The 24,645-nt window shown below is 67.5% G+C and carries 23 protein-coding genes; 16 read left to right on the forward strand and 7 right to left on the reverse strand.

The annotated features are described in order from the left end of the window. Positions 1-65: 65 nt before the first annotated feature. From BLO63_RS19855 to dprA, 4 genes are all read left to right on the forward strand, one after another. A complete protein-coding gene (locus BLO63_RS19855; RefSeq protein ID WP_091444518.1) occupies positions 66-1,019 on the forward strand; it encodes an aspartate carbamoyltransferase catalytic subunit in 954 nt (317 codons plus the stop codon). Next, positions 1,012-2,307, forward strand: a complete 1,296-nt coding sequence (locus tag BLO63_RS19860; protein WP_091444392.1) for a dihydroorotase — start codon at positions 1,012-1,014, stop codon at positions 2,305-2,307. The genes BLO63_RS19855 and BLO63_RS19860 overlap by 8 nt, the downstream gene beginning before the upstream one ends. 62 nt (positions 2,308-2,369) lie before the next feature. Further along, positions 2,370-2,975, forward strand: a complete 606-nt coding sequence (plsY, locus tag BLO63_RS19865; RefSeq protein ID WP_091444394.1) for a glycerol-3-phosphate 1-O-acyltransferase PlsY — start codon at positions 2,370-2,372, stop codon at positions 2,973-2,975. A 3-nt stretch (positions 2,976-2,978) separates the two neighbouring features. Then, positions 2,979-4,091, forward strand: coding sequence for a DNA-processing protein DprA (gene dprA / locus BLO63_RS19870; RefSeq protein WP_091444397.1), 1,113 nt, complete (start codon positions 2,979-2,981; stop codon positions 4,089-4,091). 259 nt (positions 4,092-4,350) lie between these two features. Here the strand turns inward: dprA and BLO63_RS21020 are convergent, their stop codons facing one another. Beyond that, the gene (locus BLO63_RS21020; protein ID WP_126279095.1) at positions 4,351-4,539 is read right to left on the reverse strand and encodes a hypothetical protein; all 189 of its coding nucleotides are present in this window, start codon (positions 4,537-4,539) and stop codon (positions 4,351-4,353) included. Positions 4,540-4,829: 290 nt separating this feature from the next. On the opposite strand from BLO63_RS21020, the gene topA reads away from it, so the two are divergent. Beyond that, positions 4,830-7,502, forward strand: a complete 2,673-nt coding sequence (gene topA / locus BLO63_RS19875) for a type I DNA topoisomerase (RefSeq protein WP_091444400.1) — start codon at positions 4,830-4,832, stop codon at positions 7,500-7,502. 25 nt (positions 7,503-7,527) lie between these two features. On the opposite strand, the gene BLO63_RS19880 is transcribed toward topA, so the two are convergent. Next, on the reverse strand, positions 7,528-9,006 hold the full coding sequence (locus tag BLO63_RS19880; RefSeq protein ID WP_091444402.1) for an MDR family MFS transporter: 1,479 nt from the start codon (positions 9,004-9,006) through the stop codon (positions 7,528-7,530). Between the two features lie 268 nt (positions 9,007-9,274). Between BLO63_RS19880 and rnr the strand changes: the two genes are divergently transcribed. The 5 genes from rnr to rpmG all read left to right on the forward strand — a co-directional run bounded on the left by rnr (position 9,275) and on the right by rpmG (position 14,358). After that, positions 9,275-11,515: a ribonuclease R gene (gene rnr / locus BLO63_RS19885; RefSeq protein WP_091444405.1), complete on the forward strand. Its 2,241-nt coding sequence runs from the start codon at positions 9,275-9,277 to the stop codon at positions 11,513-11,515. A 17-nt stretch (positions 11,516-11,532) separates the two neighbouring features. Next, positions 11,533-11,991, forward strand: a complete 459-nt coding sequence (locus BLO63_RS19890; RefSeq protein WP_091444408.1) for a DUF983 domain-containing protein — start codon at positions 11,533-11,535, stop codon at positions 11,989-11,991. 47 nt (positions 11,992-12,038) lie between these two features. Next, a complete protein-coding gene (locus BLO63_RS19895) occupies positions 12,039-12,779 on the forward strand; it encodes an NUDIX hydrolase (RefSeq protein ID WP_091444410.1) in 741 nt (246 codons plus the stop codon). A 119-nt stretch (positions 12,780-12,898) separates the two neighbouring features. Beyond that, positions 12,899-14,059, forward strand: coding sequence for an MFS transporter (locus tag BLO63_RS19900; RefSeq protein WP_091444412.1), 1,161 nt, complete (start codon positions 12,899-12,901; stop codon positions 14,057-14,059). Between the two features lie 131 nt (positions 14,060-14,190). Next, positions 14,191-14,358, forward strand: coding sequence for a 50S ribosomal protein L33 (gene rpmG / locus BLO63_RS19905; protein WP_018390658.1), 168 nt, complete (start codon positions 14,191-14,193; stop codon positions 14,356-14,358). 341 nt (positions 14,359-14,699) lie between these two features. On the opposite strand, the gene BLO63_RS19910 is transcribed toward rpmG, so the two are convergent. Then, on the reverse strand, positions 14,700-15,071 hold the full coding sequence (locus BLO63_RS19910) for a response regulator (protein WP_091444414.1): 372 nt from the start codon (positions 15,069-15,071) through the stop codon (positions 14,700-14,702). A gap of 107 nt (positions 15,072-15,178) precedes the next feature. Here BLO63_RS19910 and BLO63_RS19915 point away from each other — a divergent pair, with 107 nt between their 5' ends. Both BLO63_RS19915 and BLO63_RS19920 read left to right on the forward strand, forming a co-directional pair. Beyond that, positions 15,179-15,481, forward strand: coding sequence for a DUF3572 domain-containing protein (locus BLO63_RS19915; protein ID WP_091444416.1), 303 nt, complete (start codon positions 15,179-15,181; stop codon positions 15,479-15,481). 22 nt (positions 15,482-15,503) lie between these two features. Next, on the forward strand, positions 15,504-16,880 hold the full coding sequence (locus BLO63_RS19920; RefSeq protein WP_091444417.1) for a DNA polymerase IV: 1,377 nt from the start codon (positions 15,504-15,506) through the stop codon (positions 16,878-16,880). Here BLO63_RS19920 and BLO63_RS19925 read toward each other — a convergent pair. After that, positions 16,837-17,655, reverse strand: coding sequence for a cell envelope integrity EipB family protein (locus BLO63_RS19925; RefSeq protein WP_091444419.1), 819 nt, complete (start codon positions 17,653-17,655; stop codon positions 16,837-16,839). The two genes, BLO63_RS19920 and BLO63_RS19925, sit on opposite strands and share 44 nt — an antisense overlap. A gap of 160 nt (positions 17,656-17,815) precedes the next feature. Here BLO63_RS19925 and BLO63_RS19930 point away from each other — a divergent pair, with 160 nt between their 5' ends. The 4 genes from BLO63_RS19930 (at position 17,816) to BLO63_RS19945 (ending at position 20,882) form a co-directional block, all read left to right on the forward strand. Next, positions 17,816-18,277 carry a RidA family protein gene (locus BLO63_RS19930; protein ID WP_091444422.1) on the forward strand — a complete coding sequence of 154 codons (462 nt, stop codon included), beginning with the start codon at positions 17,816-17,818 and terminating at the stop codon, positions 18,275-18,277. Positions 18,278-18,287: 10 nt separating this feature from the next. Beyond that, positions 18,288-19,055, forward strand: coding sequence for a glycerophosphodiester phosphodiesterase family protein (locus tag BLO63_RS19935; RefSeq protein WP_091444424.1), 768 nt, complete (start codon positions 18,288-18,290; stop codon positions 19,053-19,055). A gap of 131 nt (positions 19,056-19,186) precedes the next feature. Beyond that, positions 19,187-20,395, forward strand: a complete 1,209-nt coding sequence (locus tag BLO63_RS19940) for a GNAT family N-acetyltransferase (RefSeq protein WP_091444521.1) — start codon at positions 19,187-19,189, stop codon at positions 20,393-20,395. A gap of 64 nt (positions 20,396-20,459) precedes the next feature. After that, positions 20,460-20,882: an HIT family protein gene (locus BLO63_RS19945; RefSeq protein WP_091444426.1), complete on the forward strand. Its 423-nt coding sequence runs from the start codon at positions 20,460-20,462 to the stop codon at positions 20,880-20,882. Here BLO63_RS19945 and BLO63_RS19950 read toward each other — a convergent pair. From BLO63_RS19950 to clpA, 3 genes are all read right to left on the reverse strand, one after another. Then, positions 20,872-21,225 carry an AzlD domain-containing protein gene (locus tag BLO63_RS19950; RefSeq protein ID WP_091444427.1) on the reverse strand — a complete coding sequence of 118 codons (354 nt, stop codon included), beginning with the start codon at positions 21,223-21,225 and terminating at the stop codon, positions 20,872-20,874. The genes BLO63_RS19945 and BLO63_RS19950 overlap by 11 nt on opposite strands. Beyond that, entirely contained in the window at positions 21,222-21,887 is a 666-nt protein-coding gene (locus tag BLO63_RS19955; protein WP_244517992.1) for an AzlC family ABC transporter permease, read from the reverse strand. The genes BLO63_RS19950 and BLO63_RS19955 overlap by 4 nt, the downstream gene beginning before the upstream one ends. 308 nt (positions 21,888-22,195) lie before the next feature. Further along, positions 22,196-24,634: an ATP-dependent Clp protease ATP-binding subunit ClpA gene (gene clpA, locus BLO63_RS19960; protein ID WP_091444430.1), complete on the reverse strand. Its 2,439-nt coding sequence runs from the start codon at positions 24,632-24,634 to the stop codon at positions 22,196-22,198. Between the last annotated feature and the right edge of the window lie 11 nt (positions 24,635-24,645).

Consider the following 24,645-nt stretch of genomic DNA (forward strand, 5'->3'; position numbering starts at 1 on the left):
AATCGCGCGCGGGCGCTAAATCTCTTGCCGTGGGGCCTCGCGGCCTCTATCCAGCCGACTTCGATATGACATCGAACCCGACCGCCAGTTTTACCCTCAATCGCCGGCACCTGCTCGGCATCGAGGGCCTGTCGCCCGACGAGATCGTCGGCCTTCTGGACCTCGCCGAAGAGTTCGTGCTTCTCAACCGCCAGGTAGAGAAAAAACGGGCAACCCTGCGCGGGCGCACCCAAATCAACCTTTTCTTCGAGGCCTCGACCCGCACCCAGGCCTCGTTCGAGATCGCCGGCAAGCGCCTTGGCGCCGATGTGATGAACATGTCGGTCTCCACCTCCTCGGTGAAGAAGGGCGAGACGCTCATCGACACCGCCGCGACGCTGAACGCCATGCACCCGGACGTGCTGATCGTCCGCCACAGCGCCTCGGGCGCGGTGGAACTGCTGGCCCGCAAGGTCGATTGCGCCGTGGTCAATGCCGGCGACGGCGCCCATGAGCACCCGACCCAGGCGCTGCTCGACGCCCTCACCATCCGCCGCAACAAGGGCCGCATCCAGGGCCTCACCGTCGCCATCTGCGGCGACATCACCCATTCGCGCGTCGCCCGCTCCAACATCCTGCTGCTGCAGGCGCTGGGCGCGCAGGTGCGGGTCATCGCCCCGCCGACCCTGCTGCCCAGGGGCATCGAGCGCTTCGGCGTCACCGTCTATGGCGACATGCGGACCGGGCTGGCCGATGTCGATATCGTCATGATGCTGCGGCTGCAGCGCGAGCGCATGAACGGGTCCTATGTGCCTTCAGTCAAAGAATATTTCCATTTCTGGGGGCTGGACGAGGCCAAGCTGCGCTTCGCCAAGCCCGACGCGCTGGTGATGCATCCCGGCCCGATGAATCGCGGCGTCGAGATCGATTCGGCGGTGGCCGACGGCGCGCAGTCGCTCATCCGCGAACAGGTCGAGATGGGCGTCGCCGTCCGCATGGCCGTGCTCGATGCTCTCTCGCGGAATCTCCCCAATGCATGAGTCCCGTCCCATCCTGCTCGCCAAGACGCGCCTCATCGACCCCTCGCGCGACCTCGACACCACAGGCGACATCCTGATCGCCGACGGGATCATCAAGGACATTGCGCCCAATCTCAGTGCCGGCCTGCCGCCCGACACCGAGATCGTCGACTGCCGCCAGGTGGTGGCGATTCCGGGCCTTGTCGACATGCGCGCCTTCATCGGCGAGCCGGGGGCCGAACACCGCGAGACGCTGGCCTCGGCCAGCCAGGCGGCGGCGGCGGGCGGCGTCACCACCATCATCTGCCAGCCCGACACCGATCCGGTGATCGACGATCCCGCCATCGTCGACTTCATCCTGCGCCGGGCGCGCGACACCGCCATCGTCAATGTCCACCCCATGGCCGCCCTCACCAAGGGGCTGGAGGGGCGGGAAATGACCGAGATCGGCCTGCTCGGCGCCGCCGGCGCGGTCGCCTTCACCGACGGCACCCGCTCGATCGGCTCGGCGCAGGTGCTGCGCCGCGCGCTGACCTATGGCCGCGACTTCGGCGCGCTGATCGTCCACCACACCCAGGATGCGAGCCTCGCCGGCGAAGGCGTTATGAATGAAGGCGAACTCGCCTCCCGGCTCGGCCTCGCCGGGCTCTCCAAGGCGGCGGAGACCATCATCTTCGAGCGCGATGTGCGGCTCGCGGCCATCACCGGCGGGCGCTACCACGCGGCCTCGCTCACCTGCGCCGATTCGCTGGAAGTGCTGCGCCGGGCCAAGGATGCCGGCATCGACGTCACCGCCTCGGCCTCGATCAACCATCTCACGCTCAACGAGCGCGACGTGGTCGGCTACCGCACCTTCTTCAAGCTCACCCCGCCGCTGCGCGCGGAGGAGGACCGCCTCGCGCTGGTGCAGGCGGTCGCCGAGGGGCTGATCGACATCATCGTCTCCGACCACAACCCGCAGGATGTGGAAGTGAAGCGCCTGCCCTTCTCCGAGGCCGCCTTCGGCGCCGTCGGGCTGGAAACCATGCTCGCCGCCGGCCTGCGCCTCGTCACCTCGGGCATGCTCGATCTGATGACGCTGGTGCGCGCCATGTCGACCCGGCCGGCGGAACGGCTCGGCCTGCCGGGCGGCACGCTGCGGCCCGGCGCGCGGGCCGACATCGCCCTGCTGGCGCTTGACGAGGCCTGGATTCTCGATCCGCTGACGCTGAAGTCGCGCTGCCGCAACACACCGTTCGACGAGGCGCGCTTCGAGGGCCGGGTGGTGCGGACGCTTGTGTCGGGCCGCACCGTCTATGAATACGTGTGACGCGCGCCGCCGCAGGCATCCGCCATCTGGGCATTCCCCGAGAACTCTGTAAGGTCGCAGGCATGAACTGGTCCCTGCCCCCATTGTCGAGCTTTGCCGCGCTGCTGCTGGGCTATCTGCTCGGCTCGATTCCCTTCGGCCTGATCGTGACCCGGATGGCGGGTACGCAGGACATTCGCAGCATCGGCTCCGGCAATATCGGCGCCACCAATGTGCTGCGCACCGGCCGCAAGGGGCTGGCGGCGGCGACCCTGCTGGGCGATGCGCTCAAGGGCACGCTGGCCGTGCTGCTGGCGGGCGGGCTGCTCGGCCCCGAGGCGGCGCTGCTGGCGGCGCTGGGCGCCTTTCTCGGCCATCTCTTCCCGGTCTGGCTCGGCTTCAAGGGCGGCAAGGGCGTCGCGACCTTTCTCGGCGTGACGCTGGCGCTGGCCTGGCCGGCGGCCTTGGTGTTCGCCGCCGCCTGGCTGGCCGTGGCCTTCATCACCCGCTACTCCTCCCTCGCCGCGCTGGTGGCGAGCGTGTTCACCGTGCTCGCCGCCTTCCTGCTCGGCTCGCCGCAGACCGGCGTGCTGCTGGCGATCCTGGCCGCCCTGCTGTGGTTCATGCACCGGGCCAATATCCGCCGCCTGCTGGACGGAACGGAAGGCCGCATCGGCAAGAAGGGATAGCGCTTGGGTGGGCGCGGCGTTCAGCTCGATCCGGAACAGCGCCGCGACTGGCTCCGCCTGATCCGGACCGAGAATGTCGGCCCGCGCGCCTTTCGCAGCCTGATCAACCGCTTCGGCGGCGCCGCTGCCGCTCTCGACGCCCTGCCCGCTCTGGCGCGGCGCGGCGGCGGGCTGCTCGCCCCGCGCGTGCCCAGCATCGCCGAGGCCGACGCCGAGATCGCGGCGCTGGCGCGCATCGGCGGCCGCTTCATTGCGCTGGGCGAAAGCGACTATCCCGCGCTGCTGCGGCAGATCGACGATGCCCCGCCTCTGCTTGCCCTGCGCGGCCGCGGCGAATTGCTGGCCCGGCCGACCGTCGCGATTGTCGGCGCGCGAAACGCCTCCGGCGCCGGCCGCACCATCACCGCCCGCATGGCACGCGGCCTCGGCGCCGCCGGATGGGTCATCGCCTCCGGGCTGGCGCGCGGCATCGATGCCGCCGCCCATGAAGCCAGCCTCGGCACCGGCACCATCGCCGTGATCGCCGGCGGGCACGACCGGCCCTATCCGCGCGAAAACGAGGCGCTGATGGAGGCCATCGCCCATGAGGGCGTGATCCTTTCGGAAATGCCGATGGGGTGGGAGCCGCGCGCCCGCGATTTCCCCCGCCGCAACCGGCTGGTGTCCGGGCTGTCGCTCGGCGTCGTCGTGGTCGAGGCGGCCGAGCGCTCCGGCTCGCTGATCACCGCCCGCCTCGCCGCCGAGCAGGGGCGCGAGGTGTTGGCCGTTCCCGGCTCGCCGCTCGATCCACGCGCCGGCGGCACCAATGCGCTCATCAAGCAGGGCGCCGGGCTGGTGACGGGCGCCGAGGACGTGCTCGACGCGCTGGCCTCCCTGCGCGACCGGCCGCCGCCTCTGGCGATCGAAGAAGATCCGCTGGCGATGGACGCCGGCGAGCCGAGCGACGACATGCGGGCGCAGATTCTCACCCTTCTCGGCCCCTCGCCGCTGCTGGTCGATGAACTCGTGGCCCTGTCGGGCGCCAGGGTCAGCGAGGTGCAGATCCTGCTGCTCGAACTGGAACTGGCGGGCCGGCTGGAGCGCCACCGCAACGGCAGCGTCTCGCTGCTCGTCTAGAGCCTTTTTGCGCGACGTGGGTTCCGGTTGGCGTGAAGAGAATGCGTAAAGCAAAGACCCGGGGCACGTCGGGTGCACCGGCCTTCACCGGACGACGTCTAAAGGACGCGAACGCCGAGCCCGTTCGGGTTGTGCCGGCCACCGGATCGGAACGGGCCTTGAGCGTTTTCGAGCGAAGTGGATACCGGTTCGCGTGAAGAAAACGCGACAAAACAAAGAATTAGATCATTTCAGTGTTTCCGTGAAACAGTGAAATGATCTAGCTGCCCTCGCGCGGCTCCGGGTCGGCCCGCACCACCGACCGCGCCTCGTCGCGCGCCATTTCAAGCAGATAGCGCAGCACATCCAGCCGGCTTCTGGCCGCCATGGCCGCCAGTTCATGGGCGAGGGTGGCGATGTAATCGGCCGCCTCCGTCGCAGGCACAGGCGCGTACTCGTTGTCCGTCACGTCAGGGCGTCCGTTGCTGAAGGGCCAGCGCCAAAAAGGTAGCACAGGCGCGGCGCCTGTCACGAGCACTGCGTGCATTTTCGAAATAAATGCGACTACAGGATGTATCAGGCAAAGATGCGCCTCTCCTCCCGGCCTGCACGGCCGGAATACCTCCCGCACGGGAGCCGTGTTTCGGCACCGGCGCCATGGTTGGCGGCACGGGTCCTGCTTGGGATTTGACACACCGGGGCCACTACCCCATTTTCCCCGCCTCTTCGGGCTGGACCCTCAACGGACGTGGCGCGCACATGCAGGTCGTCATCGTCGAATCGCCTGCAAAGGCGAAGACGATCAATAAATATCTAGGATCGGGCTACGAGGTTTACGCCTCGTATGGGCACGTACGCGACCTTCCGGCCAAGGACGGTTCCGTCAATCCCGACGATGATTTCCGCATGCTGTGGGATGTCGATCCCAAGGCGCAGAAGCGGCTGTCCGATATCGCCAAGGCGGTGAAGGGGGCCGATGGCCTGATCCTCGCCACCGACCCGGATCGCGAGGGCGAGGCGATTTCCTGGCACGTTCTGGAAGTGCTGAAGGAAAAGCGGGCGCTCAAGGACCAGCCGGTTTCGCGCGTGGTGTTCAACGCCATCACCAAGCAGTCGGTGCTGGAGGCGATGAAGCATCCGCGCATCATCGACGCGGCGCTGGTCGATGCCTATCTCGCCCGCCGGGCGCTCGATTATCTCGTCGGCTTCACCCTGTCCCCGGTGCTGTGGCGCAAGCTGCCCGGTGCCCGCTCGGCCGGGCGTGTGCAGTCGGTGGCGCTGCGTCTGGTCTGCGACCGCGAGCGCGAGATCGAGACCTTCGTCAAGCGCGAATACTGGTCGATCGCCGCTCAGCTGGCGACGCCGCGCAACGAGACGTTCGAGGCCCGCCTGGTCGGCGCCGACGGCAAGAAGATCACCCGGCTGGACGTGGGCACCGAGGCGGAGGCCAAGGATTTCCGCGCCGCGCTGGAGCGCGCCGATTTCAAGGTGCGTTCCGTCGAGGCCAAGCCCGCCCGCCGGCATCCCTCGCCGCCCTTCACCACCTCGACCCTGCAGCAGGAGGCGAGCCGCAAGCTCGGCTTCGCGCCGGCCATCACCATGCGGATCGCGCAGCGGCTCTATGAGGGCATCGATGTCGGCGGCGAAACCGTCGGCCTCATCACCTATATGCGAACCGACGGCGTCGACATGGCGCCGGAAGCGGTGACGGAAGCGCGCACCGTGATCGGCCGCGAATATGGCGACCGCTACGTGCCGTCCGCCCCGCGCAAATACACCGCCAAGGCGAAGAACGCGCAGGAAGCCCATGAGGCGATCCGCCCGACCGAACTCGCGCGGCGGCCCAAAGATGTCGCCCGCCAGCTGGAGCCCGACCAGGCCAAGCTCTATGAGCTGATCTGGCTGCGCACCATCGCCAGCCAGATGGAATCGGCCGAGCTGGAGCGCACCACGGTCGATATCGAGGCCGTTGCCGCCGCTCGTGCGCTGGAATTGCGCGCCACCGGCACGGTGGTGAAGTTCGACGGCTTCCTCACCGTCTACCGCGAGAGCAGCGACGACGACGAGGACGACGAGGAGAGCCGCCGCCTGCCGGCCATGTCGTCGGGCGAGGCGCTCGCCAATAAGGGCATCAAGGCCGACCAGCACTTCACCGAGCCACCGCCGCGCTATTCCGAGGCGTCGCTGGTCAAGCGGATGGAAGAGCTCGGCATCGGCCGCCCCTCGACCTATGCCTCCGTGCTCGCCGTGCTGCGCGACCGCGAATATGTGAAGCTCGACAAGCGCCGGCTGGTGCCCGAGGACAAGGGACGCCTCGTCACCGCCTTCCTGGAGAGCTTCTTCGACCGCTATGTCGAATACGACTTCACCGCCGACCTGGAAGAGAAGCTCGACCGCATCTCCAATGGCGAGCTGCAGTGGAAGGACGTGCTGCGGGACTTCTGGCGCGACTTCACGGCGGCGGTGGGCGAGACCAAGGAGCTGCGCGTCTCCGACGTCATCTCGGCGCTGGACGGCATGCTGACCGCGCACATCTTCCCGCCCAAGGAGGATGGCTCGGACCCGCGCATCTGCCCCACCTGCGGCACCGGTCGGCTGTCGCTGAAGGTCGGAAAGTTCGGCGCCTTCATCGGCTGCTCGAACTATCCCGAGTGCAAATACACCCGCCCGCTGGCGGCGCAGGGCGACGACGAGAATGGCGGCGAGGCCAGTGGCACCCGCGTGCTCGGCACCGATCCCGCCTCCGGGCTGGAGGTGACGATCCGCGCCGGTCGCTTCGGCACCTACCTCCAGCTCGGCGAGGCCAAGGACGGCGAGAAGCCCAAGCGCTCCAGCCTGCCCAAGGGGCTCGCCCCCGCCGATGTCGATCTCGAAACCGCGCTGTCGCTGCTCTCGCTGCCGCGCGAGATCGGGCTTCATCCCGAGACCGGCGAGCCGATCCTCGCCGGCATCGGCCGCTTCGGCCCCTATGTCCAGACCGGCAAGACCTACGCCAATATCGAGCCGGGCGACGACATCCTCGCCATCGGCCTCAACCGCGCGGTGGCGCTGATCGCCGACAAGCAGAGCAAGGGCCCCGGCCGGCGCGGCGCCGTCGGCGGGCGCGAGCTCGGCGAGCATCCCACGCTGGGCGGGCCGATCACCGTACGGCCGGGGCGGTTCGGCGCCTATGTCAACCACGGCAAGGTCAACGCCACCCTGCCAAAGAGCATCGAGCAGGACGCGGTGACGCTGGAGCAGGCGGTCGAGCTCATCACCGCCAAGGCCGGCACCATGCCGGTCAAGCCCGCGCGCCGGGCCCCGGCCAAGGCGGCGGCCGACGGCGAGACGGCGGTCAAGAAGACCGCCGCGAAAAAGCCTGCGGCGAAGAAGGCAACGGCCAAGAAACCCGCAGCCAAGAAGCCCGCAGCCAAAAAGGTTGCGAGCGCCTGAGCGCCCGCGTGCCGCCTCTGCCGGATCAGTCCGGCAGGGGCGCCGGGGCGTGGCCCGAGCGCAGCGGCCGCTCCTCCATCGCGATCATGGCGATCAGCGAGACCAGCAGCGACGCCGCCGCCGCCACGAACACCCAGCGGAAAGCGCCGGCGAGCGGGGCCACCTGCGCCCGCCCCTCCAGCAGCCGCTCCAGCAGCGCGCTGCTCTCAATGCCGGACAGCCCGATGACGATGGCGCCGAAGCCGGCGGTGAGCACGGCCGCGCCGAGCGAGCGGAACAGGTTCACCACCCCGGTGGCGGTGCCCATCTGCGGCAGCGGCACCGCGTTCTGGATCGCCACGGTCGAAACCGGCAGCACGGTGCCCAGCCCCATCCCGGCGACGCCCATGCCGGCGGCGACGGCATAGATCGGCAGCCCCATCGGCCAGACCGCCATCAGGATGAGCGCGACGATGCCCGCCAGCAGCCCGAGGATCGGCAGCCGCTTGTAATGGGTGAAATGCCCCATCACCCGCCCGGCGCCGGTCGCCCCGACCACGACGCCGGCCATCAGCGGGATCAGCGCCACGCCGGATTCCGAGGCGGTCAGCCCCATCACGCCTTCCAGATAAAGCGGCATCTGGATCGAGAGCCCAACCAGCGTGCCCATGGCGAAGGCCGCCGAGGGCACGCCGGTGCGCACCACCTGGTTGGACAGCACGGCAAGAGGCACCAGCGGCTCGCTCGCCGTCGCCACGCGAAAGGCGAAGCCGATCCAGAGCAACACGGCCAGCGCCAGCAGCCCGAAGATCGGCAGCGACAGCCAGGAGAAATGCGTGCCGCCCCAGCTGAGCGCCAACAGCAGCGAGACGGTCCCCGCGCACATCAGCAGCGCGCCGAGAATGTCGAGCCGGTGCGGATGGTGGTGCGCCGGCAGCCGGCGCAGCGCCCGGTCGCTCATCAGTGCCGCGACCAGCCCGAGCGGCACATTGATCCAGAAGATCAGCGACCAGTGCAAATGCTCGGCGAAGAAGCCGCCGAGGATCGGCCCGGCAATGCTTGAGGTGATGAAGACGATGGCGAAATAGCCCTGGTAGCGGCCGCGTTCGCGCGGCGCGATCAGCAGGCCGATAATCGTCTGCGCCAGGGCGATCAGCCCGCCGCCGCCCAGCCCCTGCACCGCCCGCGCCACGATCAGCCAGGGCATGCTCTGCGCCGTGGCGCACAGCACCGAGCCGATGAGAAAGGTGCCGATGGACATCAGCAGCACCGGGCGCGGACCGTGAATATCCGCCAGCTTGCCGACCAGCGGGGTGATGGCGGTGCCGGTAAGCAGATAGGCGGTCACGACCCAGGAGAGGTTTTCCAGGTCGCCGAACCCCGCGCCGATGGTCGGCAGCGCCGTGGCGATGATGGTCTGGTCCAGCGCGCTCAGAAACATCGCCACCATGACGCCGATCACGATGACGCGGATATCGGCATGGGAGAGCGGGGCGTCAGCGGCCTCGGACGAACGGGCATCCATGGTATAGAATCCAGATCGGCGCCTCGATGCGCCGCGAAAGGCCGGCAAACTTGTCCCATCAGGGGCGGAATGCAAGCCATCTCGAAAGCTTGCCCGAGGGGAAGGCAGCCGCCCCGGTCGACGCGGGGTGTCGATGCCGCTAGCCTTGGGCCGCCCCTCCCACACGCGGTGAATCGTGCGTAAGCCAATAAAAGCCAAAGGGCGCAAGCCCGCCCGTCCGACCCTGCCCGCCGGCCTCACCAAGGGGTTGCCCGGTCGCGAGGAGTTGATGGCGTTCATCGCGGCGCATGGCGGCGATGTCGGCAAGCGGGACATTTCGCGCGCCTTCGGCCTCGACGGTGGCGACCGCATCGCGCTCAAGACGCTGCTGCGCGAACTGGCGGATGAGGGCTTGCTGGGGACGAAGCGGCGCAAGATCCACCTCCCCGGGGCGCTGCCCGCCGTGGTGATGTCGGAAATCGTCGAGCGCGACGAGGATGGCGAACTCATCGCCACGCCGGTGGACTGGGACGAGGACGAGAACGGCCCGGCCCCGCGCATCCTGGTGCGCCTTGCCCGTCGCGGAAGGCTGGCCGGTCCCGCGCCGACGCTCGGCGACCGGGTGCTGCTGAAGACCGAGGAAATCCCCGAGGCGGACGGCGCGATCCGCCACAATGGCGTCGTGCTGAAGCTGCTTGAGAAGGCCCGCGCCCTCACCCTCGGCATCTACCGCCGCGATGCGCAGGGCGGCGGCCGGCTGATTCCCGTCGACAAGCGCAATATGGGGCGCGAACTCGCCATCCCGCCCGATTTCGCCGGCGACGCGCAGGAGGGCGATCTCGTCTCAGTCGAGATCGTCCGTCACCACGCCTATGGCCTGCCCACCGCCAAGGTGAAGGAACGGCTCGGCTCGGTGTCGACGGAAAAGGCGATCAGCCTGATCGCCGTTCACGCCCATGGCATTCCCAGCGTCTTCCGGCGCGAGGCGCTGGCGGAGGCCGAGGCCGCCCGCCCGGCCACGCTGGCCGGGCGCGAGGACTGGCGCGAGCTGCCGCTGCTCACCATCGACCCGCCCGACGCCAAGGACCATGACGACGCGGTGCACGCCACGCCGGACCTCGACCCGGACAATGAGGGTGGCTTCATCGTCACCGTCGCCATCGCCGATGTCGCCGCCTATGTCCGCCCCGGCAGCGGGCTGGACCGCGAGGCCCTGGCGCGCGGCAATTCGGTCTATTTCCCCGACCGTGTCGTGCCGATGCTGCCCGAGCGCATTTCCAACGATCTGTGCTCGCTGCGGCCGAACGAGGATCGCCCGGCGCTGGCGGTGCGGATGGTGATCGGCGCCAATGGCCGCAAGAAGCGCCATGCCTTCCACCGCGTCATGATGCGCTCGGCCGCCAAGCTCGCCTATGCGCAGGCGCAGGCGGCGATCGACGGTCATCCCGACGAGACGACCGGGCCGCTGCTGGAGGACGTGCTGCGCCCGCTCTGGGCCGCCTATGGCGCCGTCAAGCAGGCCCGCGACGCCCGCGCGCCGCTGGACCTCGACCTGCCCGAACGCAAGATCCTGCTGAAGCCCGACGGCACGGTCGACCGGGTGATCGTGCCCGAGCGGCTCGACGCCCATAAGCTGATCGAGGAGTTCATGATCCTCGCCAATGTCGCCGCCGCCGAGACGCTGGAGGAAAAGCACATTCCGCTCATCTACCGGGTGCATGACCAGCCCTCGCTTGAGAAGATGTCCGGCCTGCGCGACTTCCTGCAGACGCTGGACATCAAGCTGGCGAAGACCGACGCCGTGCGGCCGGCCCAGTTCAATGACATCCTCGCCCGGGTCGCCGGCTCGGAGCTGGCGCCGCTGGTCAACCAGGTGATCCTGCGCAGCCAGGCGCAGGCGGAATATGCCAACGAGAATTACGGCCATTTCGGCCTGCATCTGCGCCGCTACGCCCATTTCACCTCGCCGATCCGCCGCTATGCCGATCTCATCGTGCACAGGGCGCTGGTGCGGGCGCTGGGCCTCGGCCGCGACGGCCTGCCCGAAACCACGACCCCCGAGCAGCTGGCGGAGATCGCGGCGCGCATTTCCGCCAGCGAGCGCCGGGCGATGGCGGCCGAGCGCGAGACGATCGACCGGCTGATCGCCCACCATATGGCCGAGCAGATCGGCGCCACCTTCAAGGCCCGCATCTCCGGCGTCACCAAGGCCGGGCTGTTCGTCGCCCTCAACGACACAGGCGCCGACGGCTTCATCCCCGCCGTCACGCTCGGGCAGGACTATTATCGCTATGACGAGGTGCGCCATGCCCTGATCGGCGAGCGCACCGGCGAGATGCACCGGCTCGGCGACCGCGTCGAAGTGAAGCTCGTGGAAGCGGCGCCGGTGGCTGGCGCGCTGCGCTTCGAGCTACTATCTGAGGGCAAACACGTAGCGATCGACAAGCGCCGTCCCGGCGGCGCGCGCGGACGCTACGGCAGGCCGGATGCGCGCCCCCACGGACCCAAGCGCATCGGCAAGCGCAAATAGCGCCGGAGGCGCCACGCATGCAGGACACGTCTCACCAGCCCGCCCGCCCGATCGGCCCCGCCATCATGAAGGGCTTCCGCATGCGCTGCCCCGCCTGCGGCCAGGGGGCGATGTTCGGCGCCTATCTCAAGGTGAACGAGCACTGCCCGGAATGCGGCGAGGAGCTGTGGCACCACCGCGCCGACGACGCGCCGCCCTACATGGTCATCACCATTGTCGGCCACATCGTCGTGCCGCTGCTGCTGGCGGTGGAGATGGCGCTGCATCCGGCGGTGTGGATCCACCTCATCATCTGGCTGCCGCTCACCCTCATCCTGTCGCTGGTGCTGCTGCCGCCGGTGAAGGGGGCGCTGATCGGCTTTCAGTGGGCGGTACGCATGCACGGTTTCGACCCAAACGATTCCGAGCGCGAGGCGCTGCCCCCGAGCCACCGGACCGAAGCGGCGCTCACCGCCCCGTCGCCCGGCCGCTCCTGATCGCCCATGCCGGCCTCATCGCACTGACACTCCACCTCATCGAACCCATGAACCTGACCGACGTGTCCCGTGATTTTCCGCGCGATCGCCCCGACGCGGTGCATCCGCTCGTCCGCCCGGTGGACGCCGCCGCGCTGATTCTGGTCGACAGATCAAAGCGTAAGCCGCGCATCCTGCTCGGCCGCCGCAACCCGGCACTGCGCTTCATGCCCGGCAAATTCGTCTTTCCCGGCGGCCGGGTCGACGTGGTGGACCGCCGGGTGCCGGTCTACGGAATGCTCGATTCCGAGAGCGAACGCAGACTCTTAGCTCGAATCACGCGCCCAAGCACCGTCCGCGCCCGGGCGCTGGCGCTGGCCGCCATACGCGAAACCTGCGAGGAAACCGGCCTCCTGCTCGGCACCGACGAGGCCGGCGATCCCGGCAAATTGCCTGGCGCCTGGCATGCCTTTGGCGAAGCCGGACTGTTTCCCAATCTCGAAGCGCTGACCTTCGTCGCACGCGCCGTCACCCCGCCCCGCCTTGCCCGCCGTTTCGACACACGCTTCTTCATGGCGGACATCTCGCACGTCGCGCACCGCCTCGACGGCGTGATCGGGCCGGAGGCGGAACTCGTTGAAGCTCAATGGCTTACGCTGGAGGACGCGCGGCAGGCGGACGTGCCTGACATCACGCGGGCGATCCTCGCCGAGGTCGCCCCGCGCCTCGCCGGCGGCCACCGGCCATGGCAGCCGGTGCCGTTCTTCTTCTCGCGCGGCGGAAAGGTCGTGCGCGAGAGCATCGCCTGAGGCGAGCGGCGCGGCAGAAATTTCCCCTATGCAGCCATTGCCAAAAGTCATTCGACTTTTGCCGTCCATGGGCTAGAGGCAGCGGTCCGGGAATCAACGTCCCGGTCCAGGTGCCCGCCATGCATGCCCCCGCCCTCTCGCCTCCCGTGAATGTCGCCTCGATCGCGGCGGCCATCGCCGCCATTTCGGCGGTAGGGCTGGGCCTCGCGCTCTCCATTCCCCTTCTGGCGTTCGAGCTGCACGACCGGGGCGTCTCCTCGACCTGGATCGGCCTCAACACGGCGGTGGGTGGGCTCGCCACCATCGCACTGGCACCTTTCCTGCCCAAGCTGGTGCGCCGCATCGGCGCCGGGCCGCTGCTGCTGGTGGCCATCCTCAGCGCAGCGGTCAGCCTGCTCGCCTTCAAGATCACCCCCTCCTTCGTGCTGTGGTTTCCGCTGCGCTTCATCTTCGGCGCGGCGTTGTGCGTGCTGTTCGTGGTCAGTGAGTTCTGGATCAACGCCGCCTCGCCAAACCACAGGCGCGGGTTGGTCATCGGCATTTACGGGACGGTGCTGTCGATGGGCTTCGCTGGAGGACCGGCGATTCTCAGCCTGGTCGGCACGCAGGGCTGGGCGCCCTATCTCTGCGGCGCCGCCTTCTTCGCTCTGGCCGGCATTCCGGTGCTGATCGGCGCCGCCGGCGCACCGGCAATTGAGGAGGACCATTCCGGCGGCGGCGTGTGGACGCTCATGCGCATCGCCCCCGCCGCCACCCTCGCCGCCTTCATCTTCGGCGCGGTGGAGACGGGGATGATCAACTTCCTGCCGCTTTACGGCCTGCGGCGCGGGCTGGACGCCGGCGAGGCGGCACTTCTTCTAACGGTGGCCGAACTCGGCAACGTCGCCCTGCAGCTGCCGCTCGGCCTGCTAAGTGACAAGGTCGACCGGCGGCGGCTTCTGCTCGGCTGTGGAATCATCGGCGTTTTCGGCTCCTTCCTGATACCGCACCTCGCCATAGACAGCTGGGCGATGTGGATCGCGGCGTTCTTCACCACAGGAATCGTCGCCGGTCTCTATACGGTAGGCCTCGCTCTGCTCGGCGCACGGTTCAACGGGGCGGCGCTCGCCACCGCCAATGCGGCCTTCGTGATGCTCTATTCTATCGGCCTCACGGTGGGCCCGACCGCCGTCGGTGGCGGCATGCAACTGTTGGATCCGCATGGTTTCGCCTGGGCGATCGGAGCCTTCCTTCTGCTCTATGTGCTGGTCGTCGCCGGTCAGATTTGGCGCGATCGCTGAGTGCGCTTCCTTGACATTCGCGCGCCGATCACGGATACGGACGCGCAACGAGCGGCGCATCTGCCGCGCGAACCCGTTTACTTCGGCGTGGCGCCCCCACGTTCGAGAGCCACGCTCCAGGAGACCCGGTCATGGCCAAGGCAACGACCATCAAGATCAAGCTCGTGTCGAGCGCCGACACCGGCTTCTTTTACGTGACGAAGAAGAACTCGCGCACCATGACCGACAAGCTGGTCGTCAAGAAGTACGATCCGGTTGCGCGCAAGCATGTCGAGTTCCGCGAAGGCAAGATCAAGTGATCTGAGCTACCGCACGGGCCCTGCCCGAGACGCAAAAGGCGCCGCAAGGCGCCTTTTCTTTTGGCGAATCCGTGGCTCGGCACGGGTAGGCGTCTTGGCATTGAAGCGGGGGAAATATCCGTGGAGGCGAAACTGGAATCGGCGAGCGGTGAACGGAGAGGCCATCCGTAGACACCGCCCGCCGACCAGACCCTACGGACCCAGGAGATGCGGCGGACCCGAGCACTCCGCAGGGCAAACGGATACCTCGGAGAGGCTACCCGAACCGGCGCCAATTGCAACGGGGATTGTTGACAGATTCGCGCTGGTGGCTGGTGCGCGTCTTGACCCGCGCCAGGCCTTCAGGGGAGAGGGGCGAACTGGCGCACCGTCTCCAGGAATTTCGCCACGGAGATCGGCTTAGAGAGATAGGCTTCGCAGCCCCCCTCGCGAATGCGCTCCTCATCGCCCTTCATGGCGAAGGCGGTAACGGCGATGACGGGGATCGCCTTCAGTTCCGGATCGGCTTTGAGCGCGCGGGTCACATCGAGGCCCGACACTTCGGGAAGCTGGATGTCCATCAGGATCAGGTCCGGCCGGTGCTTGCGCGCCAAATCCATGGCTTCGATGCCATTGCGCGTTCCGACCGTGATATAGCCATGGGCTTCGAGCAGATCGTTGAAGAGCTTCATGTTGAGCTCATTGTCCTCGACGATCAGAACGGTCTTGGGCATTGCTCGGCGGTCCCTGCGACGACGGCACGTTCTGGCGAGCCGGAATCGCTCGCCCATCCGCCGGTCGATACGCTAGCTTTACCCACCCATTCCTTACGGAACCGGAAATGAAAAGCCGCAACTCCCGTACGCCGACCCAGCTCGAGGCCGCCCGGCAGGTCGCCCTCGGCGCCCTCGCCTATCTTGCCGGCGATCCTGAGCGCATCGGCCCTTTTCTGGCGGAGAGCGGCCTGTCGCCGGCCGACCTGCGCGGTGCGGTCGGCTCGGCCGCCTTCCATGTGGCGCTGCTCGACCATCTGATCAACCACCAGGAACTTCTCATCGCCTATGCCGGCGAGGCGGAAATTGACCCGGGCCATGTAGTGGCGGCCCGCGAAATCCTGTTTCATGCCGATATGGGTGAGGACTGAGCAGGGCGAACGGAGTACCGTCATGGCCCGCCCGCCGGCCTTCTGCCGCGACTGCCTCAGCGAGGCCGGGGATGAGCGCCGCTGCACCCGTTGCGGCAGCCCGCGCCTGGTTCGCCATGGCGAGCTCCACACCTTGCACGTCGCGCATATCGATTGCGACGCCTTCTATGCCTCGGTGGAGAAGCGCGACGACCCGGCACTGCGCGACGTGCCCGTCATCATCGGCGGCGGCAAGCGCGGCGTGGTTTCCACTGCCTGCTACCTCGCCCGGGTGAAGGGCGTGCGCTCGGCCATGCCCATGTTCAAGGCCCTCGCCCTCTGCCCGGAAGCGGTGGTCATCAAGCCCAGCATGGCGAAATACGTCGCGGTCGGGCGCCAGATCCGCGAGCGCTTCCTTCGCCTCACCCCCTTGGTCGAACCGCTGTCCATTGACGAGGCCTTTCTCGATCTCGCCGGCACGGAGCTGTTGCACGGCGAAAGTCCCGCCCGGGCCCTCGCGCGGCTTGCCCGCGCCGTGGAGACGGAGATCGGCGTCACCATCTCGGTCGGCCTCGCGCCGAACAAGTTCCTCGCCAAGATGGCCTCTGAGCTCGACAAGCCGCGCGGTTTCGCTGTGATCGGAACGCAGGAAGCGGTGGCCTTTCTCTCGGAGCGAAGCGTTGGCGCGATCTGGGGGGTGGGCAAGGCGACCCAGGAGCGGCTCGCGCGCGAAGGCTACCGCACCATTGCCGATCTTCAGGCGGCCGACGAGACCACGCTGGCCCGCCGCTTCGGCAATGAGGGTCTGCGGCTATGGCGTCTCGCACGCGGCATCGATACGCGCACCGTGAACCCGGAGCGCGAGACCAAGAGCGTCTCGACCGAGACCACCTTCGACAGCGACATTGCCGACTACCGGACGCTGGAGCAGGAACTATACCGCCTCACCCGCAAGCTCTCCGACCGGCTGAAAGCCGCAGACCTCGCCGGCCGCACTGTCACGCTGAAGCTGAAGACATCCGATTTCCGCCTTGTCACCCGCGCCCGCTCGCTGGAGGATCCGACGCGGCTCGCGCACCGCATCTTCGACCATGCTCGCGAATTGCTCGCCCGCGAGACGGATGGGCGGCGCTTCCGGCTGATCGGTGTGGGCGTGTCCGAACTGGCCGACCCGGTGCTGGCCGACCCAGCGGACCTCGTCGACACCTCCGCCACCAAGCGGGGGCTTGCAGAACTAGCGACCGATGCCCTGCGCGCCCGCTTCGGCAAGGAGATTATTGATCGCGGCATCGCACTCGAAACGCCGCGCCGGCATGAACCCGAGCAGCCGCATCGCAACCGGCCGGACGAGCCGGCACCGGAAACCACAGCAAAGCCTATTTCGCGCAGTCTTCCTTCGGCAGCGCCTCGTAGGAAATGAGCGTGCCGTTCAGGGCGAACTCGCCATAGTCGAGTTTCAGCTTTCGGCTCACCCCGTTGTCGAACATGTCGAAGCTAATCACATAATCCGGCGTCTCGCTGCTGCCGCCGCGCTCGTAATAGCTGATCGTCACCGGGAAGCGGGGTCGGCCGGCAAGATCCCCGATCGTCGCGGCCTCCTCCAGCCCCTTGGCGTCGCGGGTCTCGCGACCGATGACCGCGAGCGTCTCGTAGACCTTCTTGGCGTCGGGCGACCCATCGAAGACGGGCGCTTCCAGCACCGCCTCGCCGCTTTCCGCGCTACGGATGAGGCGGAGCACATGCTCCGTCGGCAGCAGCACATTCTTGCCGAGCACGACGGTCCGCGCCTCCGGCTTGGTCGCCGTCACCGTGAGTTCGCCGTCTTTGCGCTCGGCCACCCCGTCGGCCTCCTCGGAGGTCTCGCCATTGAGCCTGTTGGTGACGCGGAAGCGATAGGACTTGCCCTCGCCATCCTCCCATGTTGCCGTCGTCACCGCGCTGTTGACCCGCCCGCCCTCGGTCGCGAGGTCGGTATCCTGGCGCAATTGCACCGAATAGCCCGCACAGGCGCTGCCCCGCATCTCGTAGACGATGCGGCCCTCGGCGCCGTTGATGCGGGTTCCGGACTTCGAGGCATCGAGCGAGACGGCATAGGTGGCGCGATGCGGCGCAAGCTGGATCGCCATGGCTGGAAGGGCGGACGCACCGAGTAGAAGGGCAGCGACGGCGAAGCGGGTGAAACAGGCGGACGGCATAGCTGAAGGGCTCCTCGCAGACGTCAGTCGCAGCTTGCGAATGGCGAACCGATCCGCCAAACATGACCCATCGAAGATGGCAATTGCAGGTCGGTTGCCGCTCATTGGCCGCCACCGCATGCCCGACAGGCATGCGCTCTCAAGATAGCAGGAGATCCCCATGACCGGAACGGTTGAGGCCAAGCTCGCGGCCCTCAGCATCACCATCCCCGCGGCCAGTGCCCCTGCGGCGAATTATGTGCCGTTCGTCATCAGTGGCAACCTTCTGTGGATCTCCGGCCAGATCTCCATGGCCAATGGCAGCTTCATGACCGGCAAGCTCGCCGGCGAGGCCGATATCGAGGCCGGCCGCGCCGCTGCCCGCCAGTGCGCCATCAACCTCATTGCCCAGATCAAGGCGGCGCTTGGCGATCTCGACCGGGTGAAGCGAGTGGTAAAGCTGGTGGGCTTCGTCAATTCGGCGCCGGATTTCACCGACCAGCCCAAAGTGGTGAATGGCTGTTCCGACCTGTTCGTCGAGGTGTTCGGCGATGCCGGGCGGCACGCGCGCTCGGCGGTCGGCGTTGCCCAGTTGCCGTTCAATGTCAGTGTCGAAGTCGAGGCAGTGATCGAATTCGCCTGAGGCTATCCGGATGGCTGCCGAGGCTCTCGCCCCCAACGCGCCGGCCTGGCTCACCGCCCGGCCGATTGCCCACCGCGCGCTGCATGATTCCGCGCGCGGCGTGATCGAGAACACACCCTCCGCGGTCGAGGCCGCGATGGCGCGCGGCTATGCCATCGAGGTGGACATCCAGCTCTCCGCCGATGGCGAGGCGATGGTGTTTCACGACGACACGCTGGAGCGGCTGACCCTGGCGGAGGGGCCCGCCAAGGCGCTTACCGCCGCAGAGCTGAAAGCGGTGGAGTTGCGCGGCACTACCGACCGGATGATGACGCTCGGCGACCTCCTCGCCCGCGTCGGCGGGCGGGTGGCGCTCATCATCGAGTTGAAGAGCTCGTTCGACGGCGATACCGCCGTCGCCAGGCGCGCTGTCGAGGTGCTCGCCGGCTATGGCGGGCCAGCGGCACTCATGTCGTTCGATGCCGATCTGGTGGCGGCCGCGCGGACACTGGCGCCACACATCCCGCGCGGGATCACAATGGAGCACCTTTACGACGATCCCGAATGGGAGATCTTGAGCGCGGATACCAAACACGCCTGGGGAAACCTGCTGCACCTGCCGCGCACACGACCCGATTTCATCGCCCATTATGTGAAGGAACTGCCCTCCGCCGCCGTCGACCGCGTGCGCAGCGAAACGTGGCTGCCGCTGCTCACCTGGACCGTGCGGACCGCAGAAGACCGTGCCGTGGCGGCCCGCCATGCCGACCAGGTGATTTTCGAGGGCTTCCTACCCTGATCCGCGCCGCCTTCGCGATCGCGTGACCGGGCTTCCGCCAACGCCGTGTGCGGCGCAAAATGGTGTTCGACGCGATTGAAGCCGCTCCGCCAATCGACACCTGCCAAAGCCTCCTCCGCGAGCCCTGCCGCATGTCTGACGAACCGTTCCGCCTGCGCGTCGAGAGCGACATCCGTTCGCTCGCCGCCGACGCCTGGGATGCCTGCGCCAACGCTCCTGGCTCGCCCCCTGATTCGGCAGCCCGCTACAATCCCTTCGTCAGCCACGCCTTCCTCTCGGCGCTGGAGGAGTCCGGCTCGGTCGGCGCGGCGACAGGCTGGCTACCGCAGCACCTTGTCCTGGAGACAGAAGAAGGCCAGGTGCTCGGCGTCTGCCCTGCCTACCTGAAGTCCCACTCGCAGGGCGAATATGTCTTCGACCATGGCTGGGCGGAAGCGTTCGAGCGCGCCGGTGGGCGCTATTACCCCAAGCTACAGGTAAGCGTTCCCTTCACTCCTGCCACGGGCCCGCGTCTGCTAGCCGGAAATGGGGTCGAGAGCGAAGCCATTCGCGCCGCGCTGGCGGGCGGGCTCGTGGCATTGGCCCGCCTGCGCAAGGTCTCCTCGGTCCACGCTACCTTCCTCACCGAGGCGGACGCCGGGGCGCTGGAAGCCGAGAATTTCCTGCCGCGCACCGACCAGCAGTTCCACTGGCGCAATGAGGGTTACGCCGATTTCGAGGCCTTCCTCGACGCCCTCGCCTCGCGCAAGCGCAAGCAGATCCGTCGCGAGAGGCGGGAGGCGCTGGAGAACGGCGTGACTATCCATCGGCTCACAGGGGCGGAACTGACCGAAGAGGTATGGGACGCCTTCTATAGCTTCTACATCGAAACCGGCACGCGCAAATGGGGTCGCCCTTATCTCACGCGTGCCTTCTACTCCCTCATTGGCGAACGCATGCCCGAGCGCATCCTGCTGGTGATGGCGAAGCGCGCCGGGCGATGGATCGCAGGGGCAATCAACTTCATCGGCTCGGACACGCTCTATGGCCGCCATTGGGGCGCCGTAGAGCATCACCGCTTCCTGCATTTCGAGGTGTGCTACCACCAGGCCATAGACTTCGCCATCACCCACCGCCTCTCGACGGTGGAGGCCGGCGCCCAGGGCGAGCACAAGCTGGCGCGCGGCTACATGCCAGTCGTCACTCGATCGGCGCACTATATCGCCGATCCGCAGTTCCGCGCCGCCGTCGCCCACTATCTGGAGCGCGAGCGCCGTTATGTCGCCGAGGCCGGCGCCGAACTGAGCGAACTCGGCCCGTTCCGCCAGCAGGTCGCGGGCGAACAGGCCGACGAGCCTTGAGAGGGGATGGCCTTGACCGGCGCGTGCCGGCTTGCGATCAGGTCAGGCCGACAGGGAGGAACCCATGGCTTACGATCCCGGCAACATCTTCGCGAAGATCCTGTGCGGCGAGATTCCCGCCCACAAGGTCTATGAGGACGAGCGCGTTCTCGCCTTTCTCGATATCATGCCGCGGGCGGCAGGCCATGCTCTCGTCATTCCCAAGGCCCCGGCCCGCAACCTTCTCGATGTCGAGGCCAGCGATCTCGCCGCCGTCATGGCCGTGGCCCAGCGCATCGCGCAGGCGCAGATGAAGGTGTTCGCGGCGGAGGGCATCACCCTCTCCCAGCATAATGAGAAGGCTGGCGGGCAGGAGGTGTTCCACCTGCATGTGCACGTCATTCCGCGCCATGCCGGCGTCGACTTGCGCGCGCCGCTTTCCTACAAGGAAGCACCGGAGGTGCTGGCCGAGCAGGCGGCGCGGCTCAAAACGGCGCTTATGGGCTGACGCCGAGCCACCAGGCCCCGGCCACCAGCACCGCCTCGGCGACCAGCACGCCGGCGAGCACGGAGCGGCGCACGATGAGGAAGCCGGCAATGCCGCTTCCCACGGCGCCGACGCGCAGCCAGAGCGGCAGGGCCACCAGCGCGCCGCTGGGCACCAGCAGAAGCCGCGCCACTACCGCCGCCAGCAGCGCCGTCGCCACCGCCTGAACCCACTGCATCCACGCGCTTGCGGGGTCGATCCGGCGGCCGAACAGCACGCCAAGCACGCGCCAGACCTCGTTCGGCAGGAAGCCGATGAAGATCACCACCAGCATGGCGCCGAGTTCGGTGGTGAGAAAATTCATGCCCTGCGCCCCGGCAGGACGCGGGCGATGAGAAAGGCCAGCGTGCCACCGCCCACGCCCGCCCAGAACAGATCGAGCCCGCCGGGCGAGTTGGCCACCAGGGGCGAGATCGACGTCCCCAAGCCAATGGCGAGCCAGTCAACCGGCCGACGGGCGTTGCGGACCAGCAGGATGGCGAAGGAGATCGGCGTCAGAAGCAGCAGCGCCACCGCCAGCGGCCCTGGCAGAGCGCCGGTGAGATAGAAACCGATGGCCGTGCCGGCCATGCTGAGCACGGTAAGGCCGAACCCAAGTCCGGCCGCATAGGAAGGCCGCCCTTCCGGGGCCACCTTGGGCAGCAGCCGGAAGCCCTCCGCCCACATGGTGACGGCGACGAAATGGGCGCAGACAAGTTCGCTCAGCAGCCGTGGACGAGGGCCTCGCATTAACGGCATCAGCGACACCACCATCGGCAGCAACCGGACGCCGGAAAGACAGACCGCCACCGCCAGCGCCGGCAACGAGGCTCCTGCGGCGAGGCCACCGACCAGGATCACCTGAGCCGGCAACGCCCAAACCAGCAAGGTCGAGAGAAGACCGGCGAGGATCGGAAAGCCGAGATCGTGCAGCAGCCCGCCAAAGCCAATGAAGGTCGCCACCAGAACGACACCGGGCGTCGACACGGCGCCGCGCATCCCGCGCAGAAACCAGCGCGCCGGGCGGGCAGTGTCTAGGGGGTGAGAATCCGGGAGGGCATTCATGTGAACTCGCGTTGGCGTTCTGCGGCGCCCTCCCCCGGCCGTCAAGCGAAAGGACGGCCCGCCGTCGCATGGCTGCCATGAGCCTCTGCCCACAGGCTCTACCGTGATGCCTGCCGCCAGCGGCGGCCAAGCGCGCCGCTAAGCTCCCTTCGCGCGGCTCCATAAAACGAAACCGCCCGCGACAGTGTCGCGGGCGGTCCCTCATTTCCTGGCAGATGCTTGAGGCGGCCTCAGGCCTTGACCAGCGGCACCTTCGGCACTTTCGAAGAGCCGGACTTGCCACGGCTCGCCGTCGCGGCCGGCTTCTTGGCCTTGGCGGCGGGGGCCTTGCGACGCGGCGCCCGCTTGGCCTTGGGCGGCTCGATCTTCTCCGGCTTGGGCGTGATCGGCCCCTCCGGGAACTCGAAGCCGAGCGAAGTCTCGCCGTCCTCGTCGGTCTTGAGCACGACGCGGACATGGCCACCCGCGCGCAGCTTGCCGAACAGCACCTCGTCGGCAAGCGCCTTCTTGATGTGCTCCTGGATCACCCGGCCCATCGGTCGGGCACCCATCTGTTGGTCGTAGCCGCGTTCCACCAGCCAGGCGGTCGCCTCGTCCGACAGCTCGATGGTGACGTTGCGGTCGGCCAACTGGGCCTCAAGCTGAAGCACGAACTTCTCCACCACTAGCGAGATGACCTCGTTGGTGAGGTGGGCGAAGGGGATGATGGCGTCCAGGCGGTTGCGAAACTCCGGCGCGAAGAGGCGGTTGATGGCCTCCACGTCGTCGCCCTCGCGCTTGGTACGGGTGAAGCCGAAAGCCGACTTCGACAAATCGGCGGCACCCGCATTGGTCGTCATGATCAGGATGACGTTGCGGAAATCCACCTGCTTGCCGTTGTGGTCGGTCAGCTTCCCATGGTCCATCACCTGCAGCAGGATGTTGAACAGGTCGGGATGCGCCTTCTCAATTTCGTCGAGCAGCAGCACGCAGTGCGGGTGCTGGTCGATGCCATCGGTCAAAAGGCCACCCTGGTCAAAGCCAACATAGCCAGGAGGCGCGCCGATCAGCCGCGAAATGGTGTGCCGCTCCATATACTCGGACATGTCAAAGCGCAGCAACTCGACACCGAGGCTGGAGGCCAGCTGCTTGGCCACTTCGGTCTTGCCGACGCCGGTGGGGCCGGAGAACAGGTAGGAGCCGATCGGCTTCTCGGGCTCGCGCAGACCCGCCCGCGCCAGCTTGATCGCCGAGGACAACGCCTCGATCGCCTTGTCCTGACCGTAGACGACGCGCTTCAGCGTCGTCTCCAGCGCCGAGAGGATTTCGGTATCGGACTTGGACACCGACTTTGGCGGGATGCGGGCGATGGTGGCGACGGTGGCCTCGATCTCCTTCACGCCAATGATCTTCTTGCGCCGGCCCTCGGGTAGCAGCATCTGCGCCGCGCCGGATTCGTCGATGATGTCGATCGCCTTGTCCGGCAGCTTGCGGTCATGGATGTAGCGCGCGGAGAGCTCCACCGCCGCCTTGATGGCGTCATTGGTGTAGCGCAGCCGATGATAGTCCTCGAAATAGGGCTTCAGCCCCTTCAGGATCTCGATGGCGTCCGGCACGGTCGGCTCCGGCACGTCGATCTTCTGGAAGCGGCGGACCAAGGCCCGGTCCTTCTCGAAGTACTGGCGGTATTCCTTGTAGGTGGTCGAGCCGATGCAGCGCAGCGTGCCCGCTGCGAGGGCAGGCTTGAGCAGATTGGAGGCATCCATAGCCCCGCCCGAGGTCGCACCGGCACCGATCACCGTGTGGATCTCGTCGATGAACATGATGGCATCGGGATAGGCCTCGATCTCCTTGACCACCTGCTTGAGGCGCTCCTCGAAATCGCCGCGGTAGCGGGTGCCCGCCAACAGCGCGCCCATATCGAGCGAGAAGACAGTGGCCTTGGCGAGGACATCAGGCACTTCGCCGGCGACGATGCGGCGCGCCAGGCCCTCGGCGATGGCGGTCTTGCCGACGCCGGGGTCGCCCACGAAGAGCGGATTGTTCTTGGAGCGGCGGCAGAGCACCTGGATGGTGCGCTGAATCTCGCTGTCGCGACCGATCAGCGGGTCGATCTTGCCCTCGCGCGCCTTCTTGTTGAGGTTCACGCAATAGGCCTCGAGCGCATCGGCCTTCTTCTTGGTGTCCTCCCCGGTCTTCGTCTCCGTCTCCTCCTCGGCGCCGCGAACGGGTCGACTTTCCGACATGCCGGCGCGCTTGGCGATGCCGTGGCTGATGTAGTTGACGGCATCATAGCGCGTCATGTCCTGCTCTTGCAGGAAATAGGCCGCATGGCTCTCACGCTCAGCGAAGATGGCCACCAGCACGTTTGCGCCGGTGACTTCCTCGCGGCCGGAGGACTGCACATGGATGACGGCGCGCTGAATGACGCGCTGGAACCCGGCGGTGGGCTTTGAATCCTCGCCAGCGTCCTGAACCAGATTGTCGAGCTCGGTATCAATGTACTCGACGAGATTGCGCCGCAGCTTGTCGATGTCGACATTGCAGGCGCGCATCACCGCCGCGGAATCCTGATCGTCGACCAGCGACAGCAGCAGGTGCTCGAGCGTGGCGTATTCGTGGTGGCGCTCATTGGCGAGCGCGAGGGCCCGGTGAAGCGACTGCTCGAGGCTTCGGGAGAAGGTGGGCATCGGGACCTCTT

This window comes from Ancylobacter rudongensis (genome assembly GCF_900100155.1).
GTDB lineage: Bacteria > Pseudomonadota > Alphaproteobacteria > Rhizobiales > Xanthobacteraceae > Ancylobacter > Ancylobacter rudongensis.

Coding starts and splice junctions, on each gene's coding strand:
- BLO63_RS19890 (WP_091444408.1), top strand. CDS start 11,533: ATGCAGGACACGTCTCACCAGCCCGCCCGCCCGATCGGCCCCGCCATC.
- BLO63_RS19920 (WP_091444417.1), top strand. CDS start 15,504: ATGGCCCGCCCGCCGGCCTTCTGCCGCGACTGCCTCAGCGAGGCCGGG.
- BLO63_RS19935 (WP_091444424.1), top strand. CDS start 18,288: ATGGCTGCCGAGGCTCTCGCCCCCAACGCGCCGGCCTGGCTCACCGCC.
- rnr (WP_091444405.1), top strand. CDS start 9,275: ATGGCGTTCATCGCGGCGCATGGCGGCGATGTCGGCAAGCGGGACATT.
- BLO63_RS19940 (WP_091444521.1), top strand. CDS start 19,187: ATGTCTGACGAACCGTTCCGCCTGCGCGTCGAGAGCGACATCCGTTCG.
- topA (WP_091444400.1), top strand. CDS start 4,830: ATGCAGGTCGTCATCGTCGAATCGCCTGCAAAGGCGAAGACGATCAAT.
- BLO63_RS19860 (WP_091444392.1), top strand. CDS start 1,012: ATGCATGAGTCCCGTCCCATCCTGCTCGCCAAGACGCGCCTCATCGAC.
- BLO63_RS19910 (WP_091444414.1), bottom strand. CDS start 15,071: ATGCCCAAGACCGTTCTGATCGTCGAGGACAATGAGCTCAACATGAAG.
- BLO63_RS19895 (WP_091444410.1), top strand. CDS start 12,039: ATGAACCTGACCGACGTGTCCCGTGATTTTCCGCGCGATCGCCCCGAC.
- BLO63_RS19900 (WP_091444412.1), top strand. CDS start 12,899: ATGCATGCCCCCGCCCTCTCGCCTCCCGTGAATGTCGCCTCGATCGCG.
- clpA (WP_091444430.1), bottom strand. CDS start 24,634: ATGCCCACCTTCTCCCGAAGCCTCGAGCAGTCGCTTCACCGGGCCCTC.
- rpmG (WP_018390658.1), top strand. CDS start 14,191: ATGGCCAAGGCAACGACCATCAAGATCAAGCTCGTGTCGAGCGCCGAC.
- BLO63_RS19950 (WP_091444427.1), bottom strand. CDS start 21,225: ATGAATTTTCTCACCACCGAACTCGGCGCCATGCTGGTGGTGATCTTC.
- BLO63_RS19915 (WP_091444416.1), top strand. CDS start 15,179: ATGAAAAGCCGCAACTCCCGTACGCCGACCCAGCTCGAGGCCGCCCGG.
- plsY (WP_091444394.1), top strand. CDS start 2,370: ATGAACTGGTCCCTGCCCCCATTGTCGAGCTTTGCCGCGCTGCTGCTG.
- BLO63_RS19880 (WP_091444402.1), bottom strand. CDS start 9,006: ATGGATGCCCGTTCGTCCGAGGCCGCTGACGCCCCGCTCTCCCATGCC.
- BLO63_RS19855 (WP_091444518.1), top strand. CDS start 66: ATGACATCGAACCCGACCGCCAGTTTTACCCTCAATCGCCGGCACCTG.
- BLO63_RS19945 (WP_091444426.1), top strand. CDS start 20,460: ATGGCTTACGATCCCGGCAACATCTTCGCGAAGATCCTGTGCGGCGAG.
- BLO63_RS19930 (WP_091444422.1), top strand. CDS start 17,816: ATGACCGGAACGGTTGAGGCCAAGCTCGCGGCCCTCAGCATCACCATC.
- BLO63_RS19925 (WP_091444419.1), bottom strand. CDS start 17,655: ATGCCGTCCGCCTGTTTCACCCGCTTCGCCGTCGCTGCCCTTCTACTC.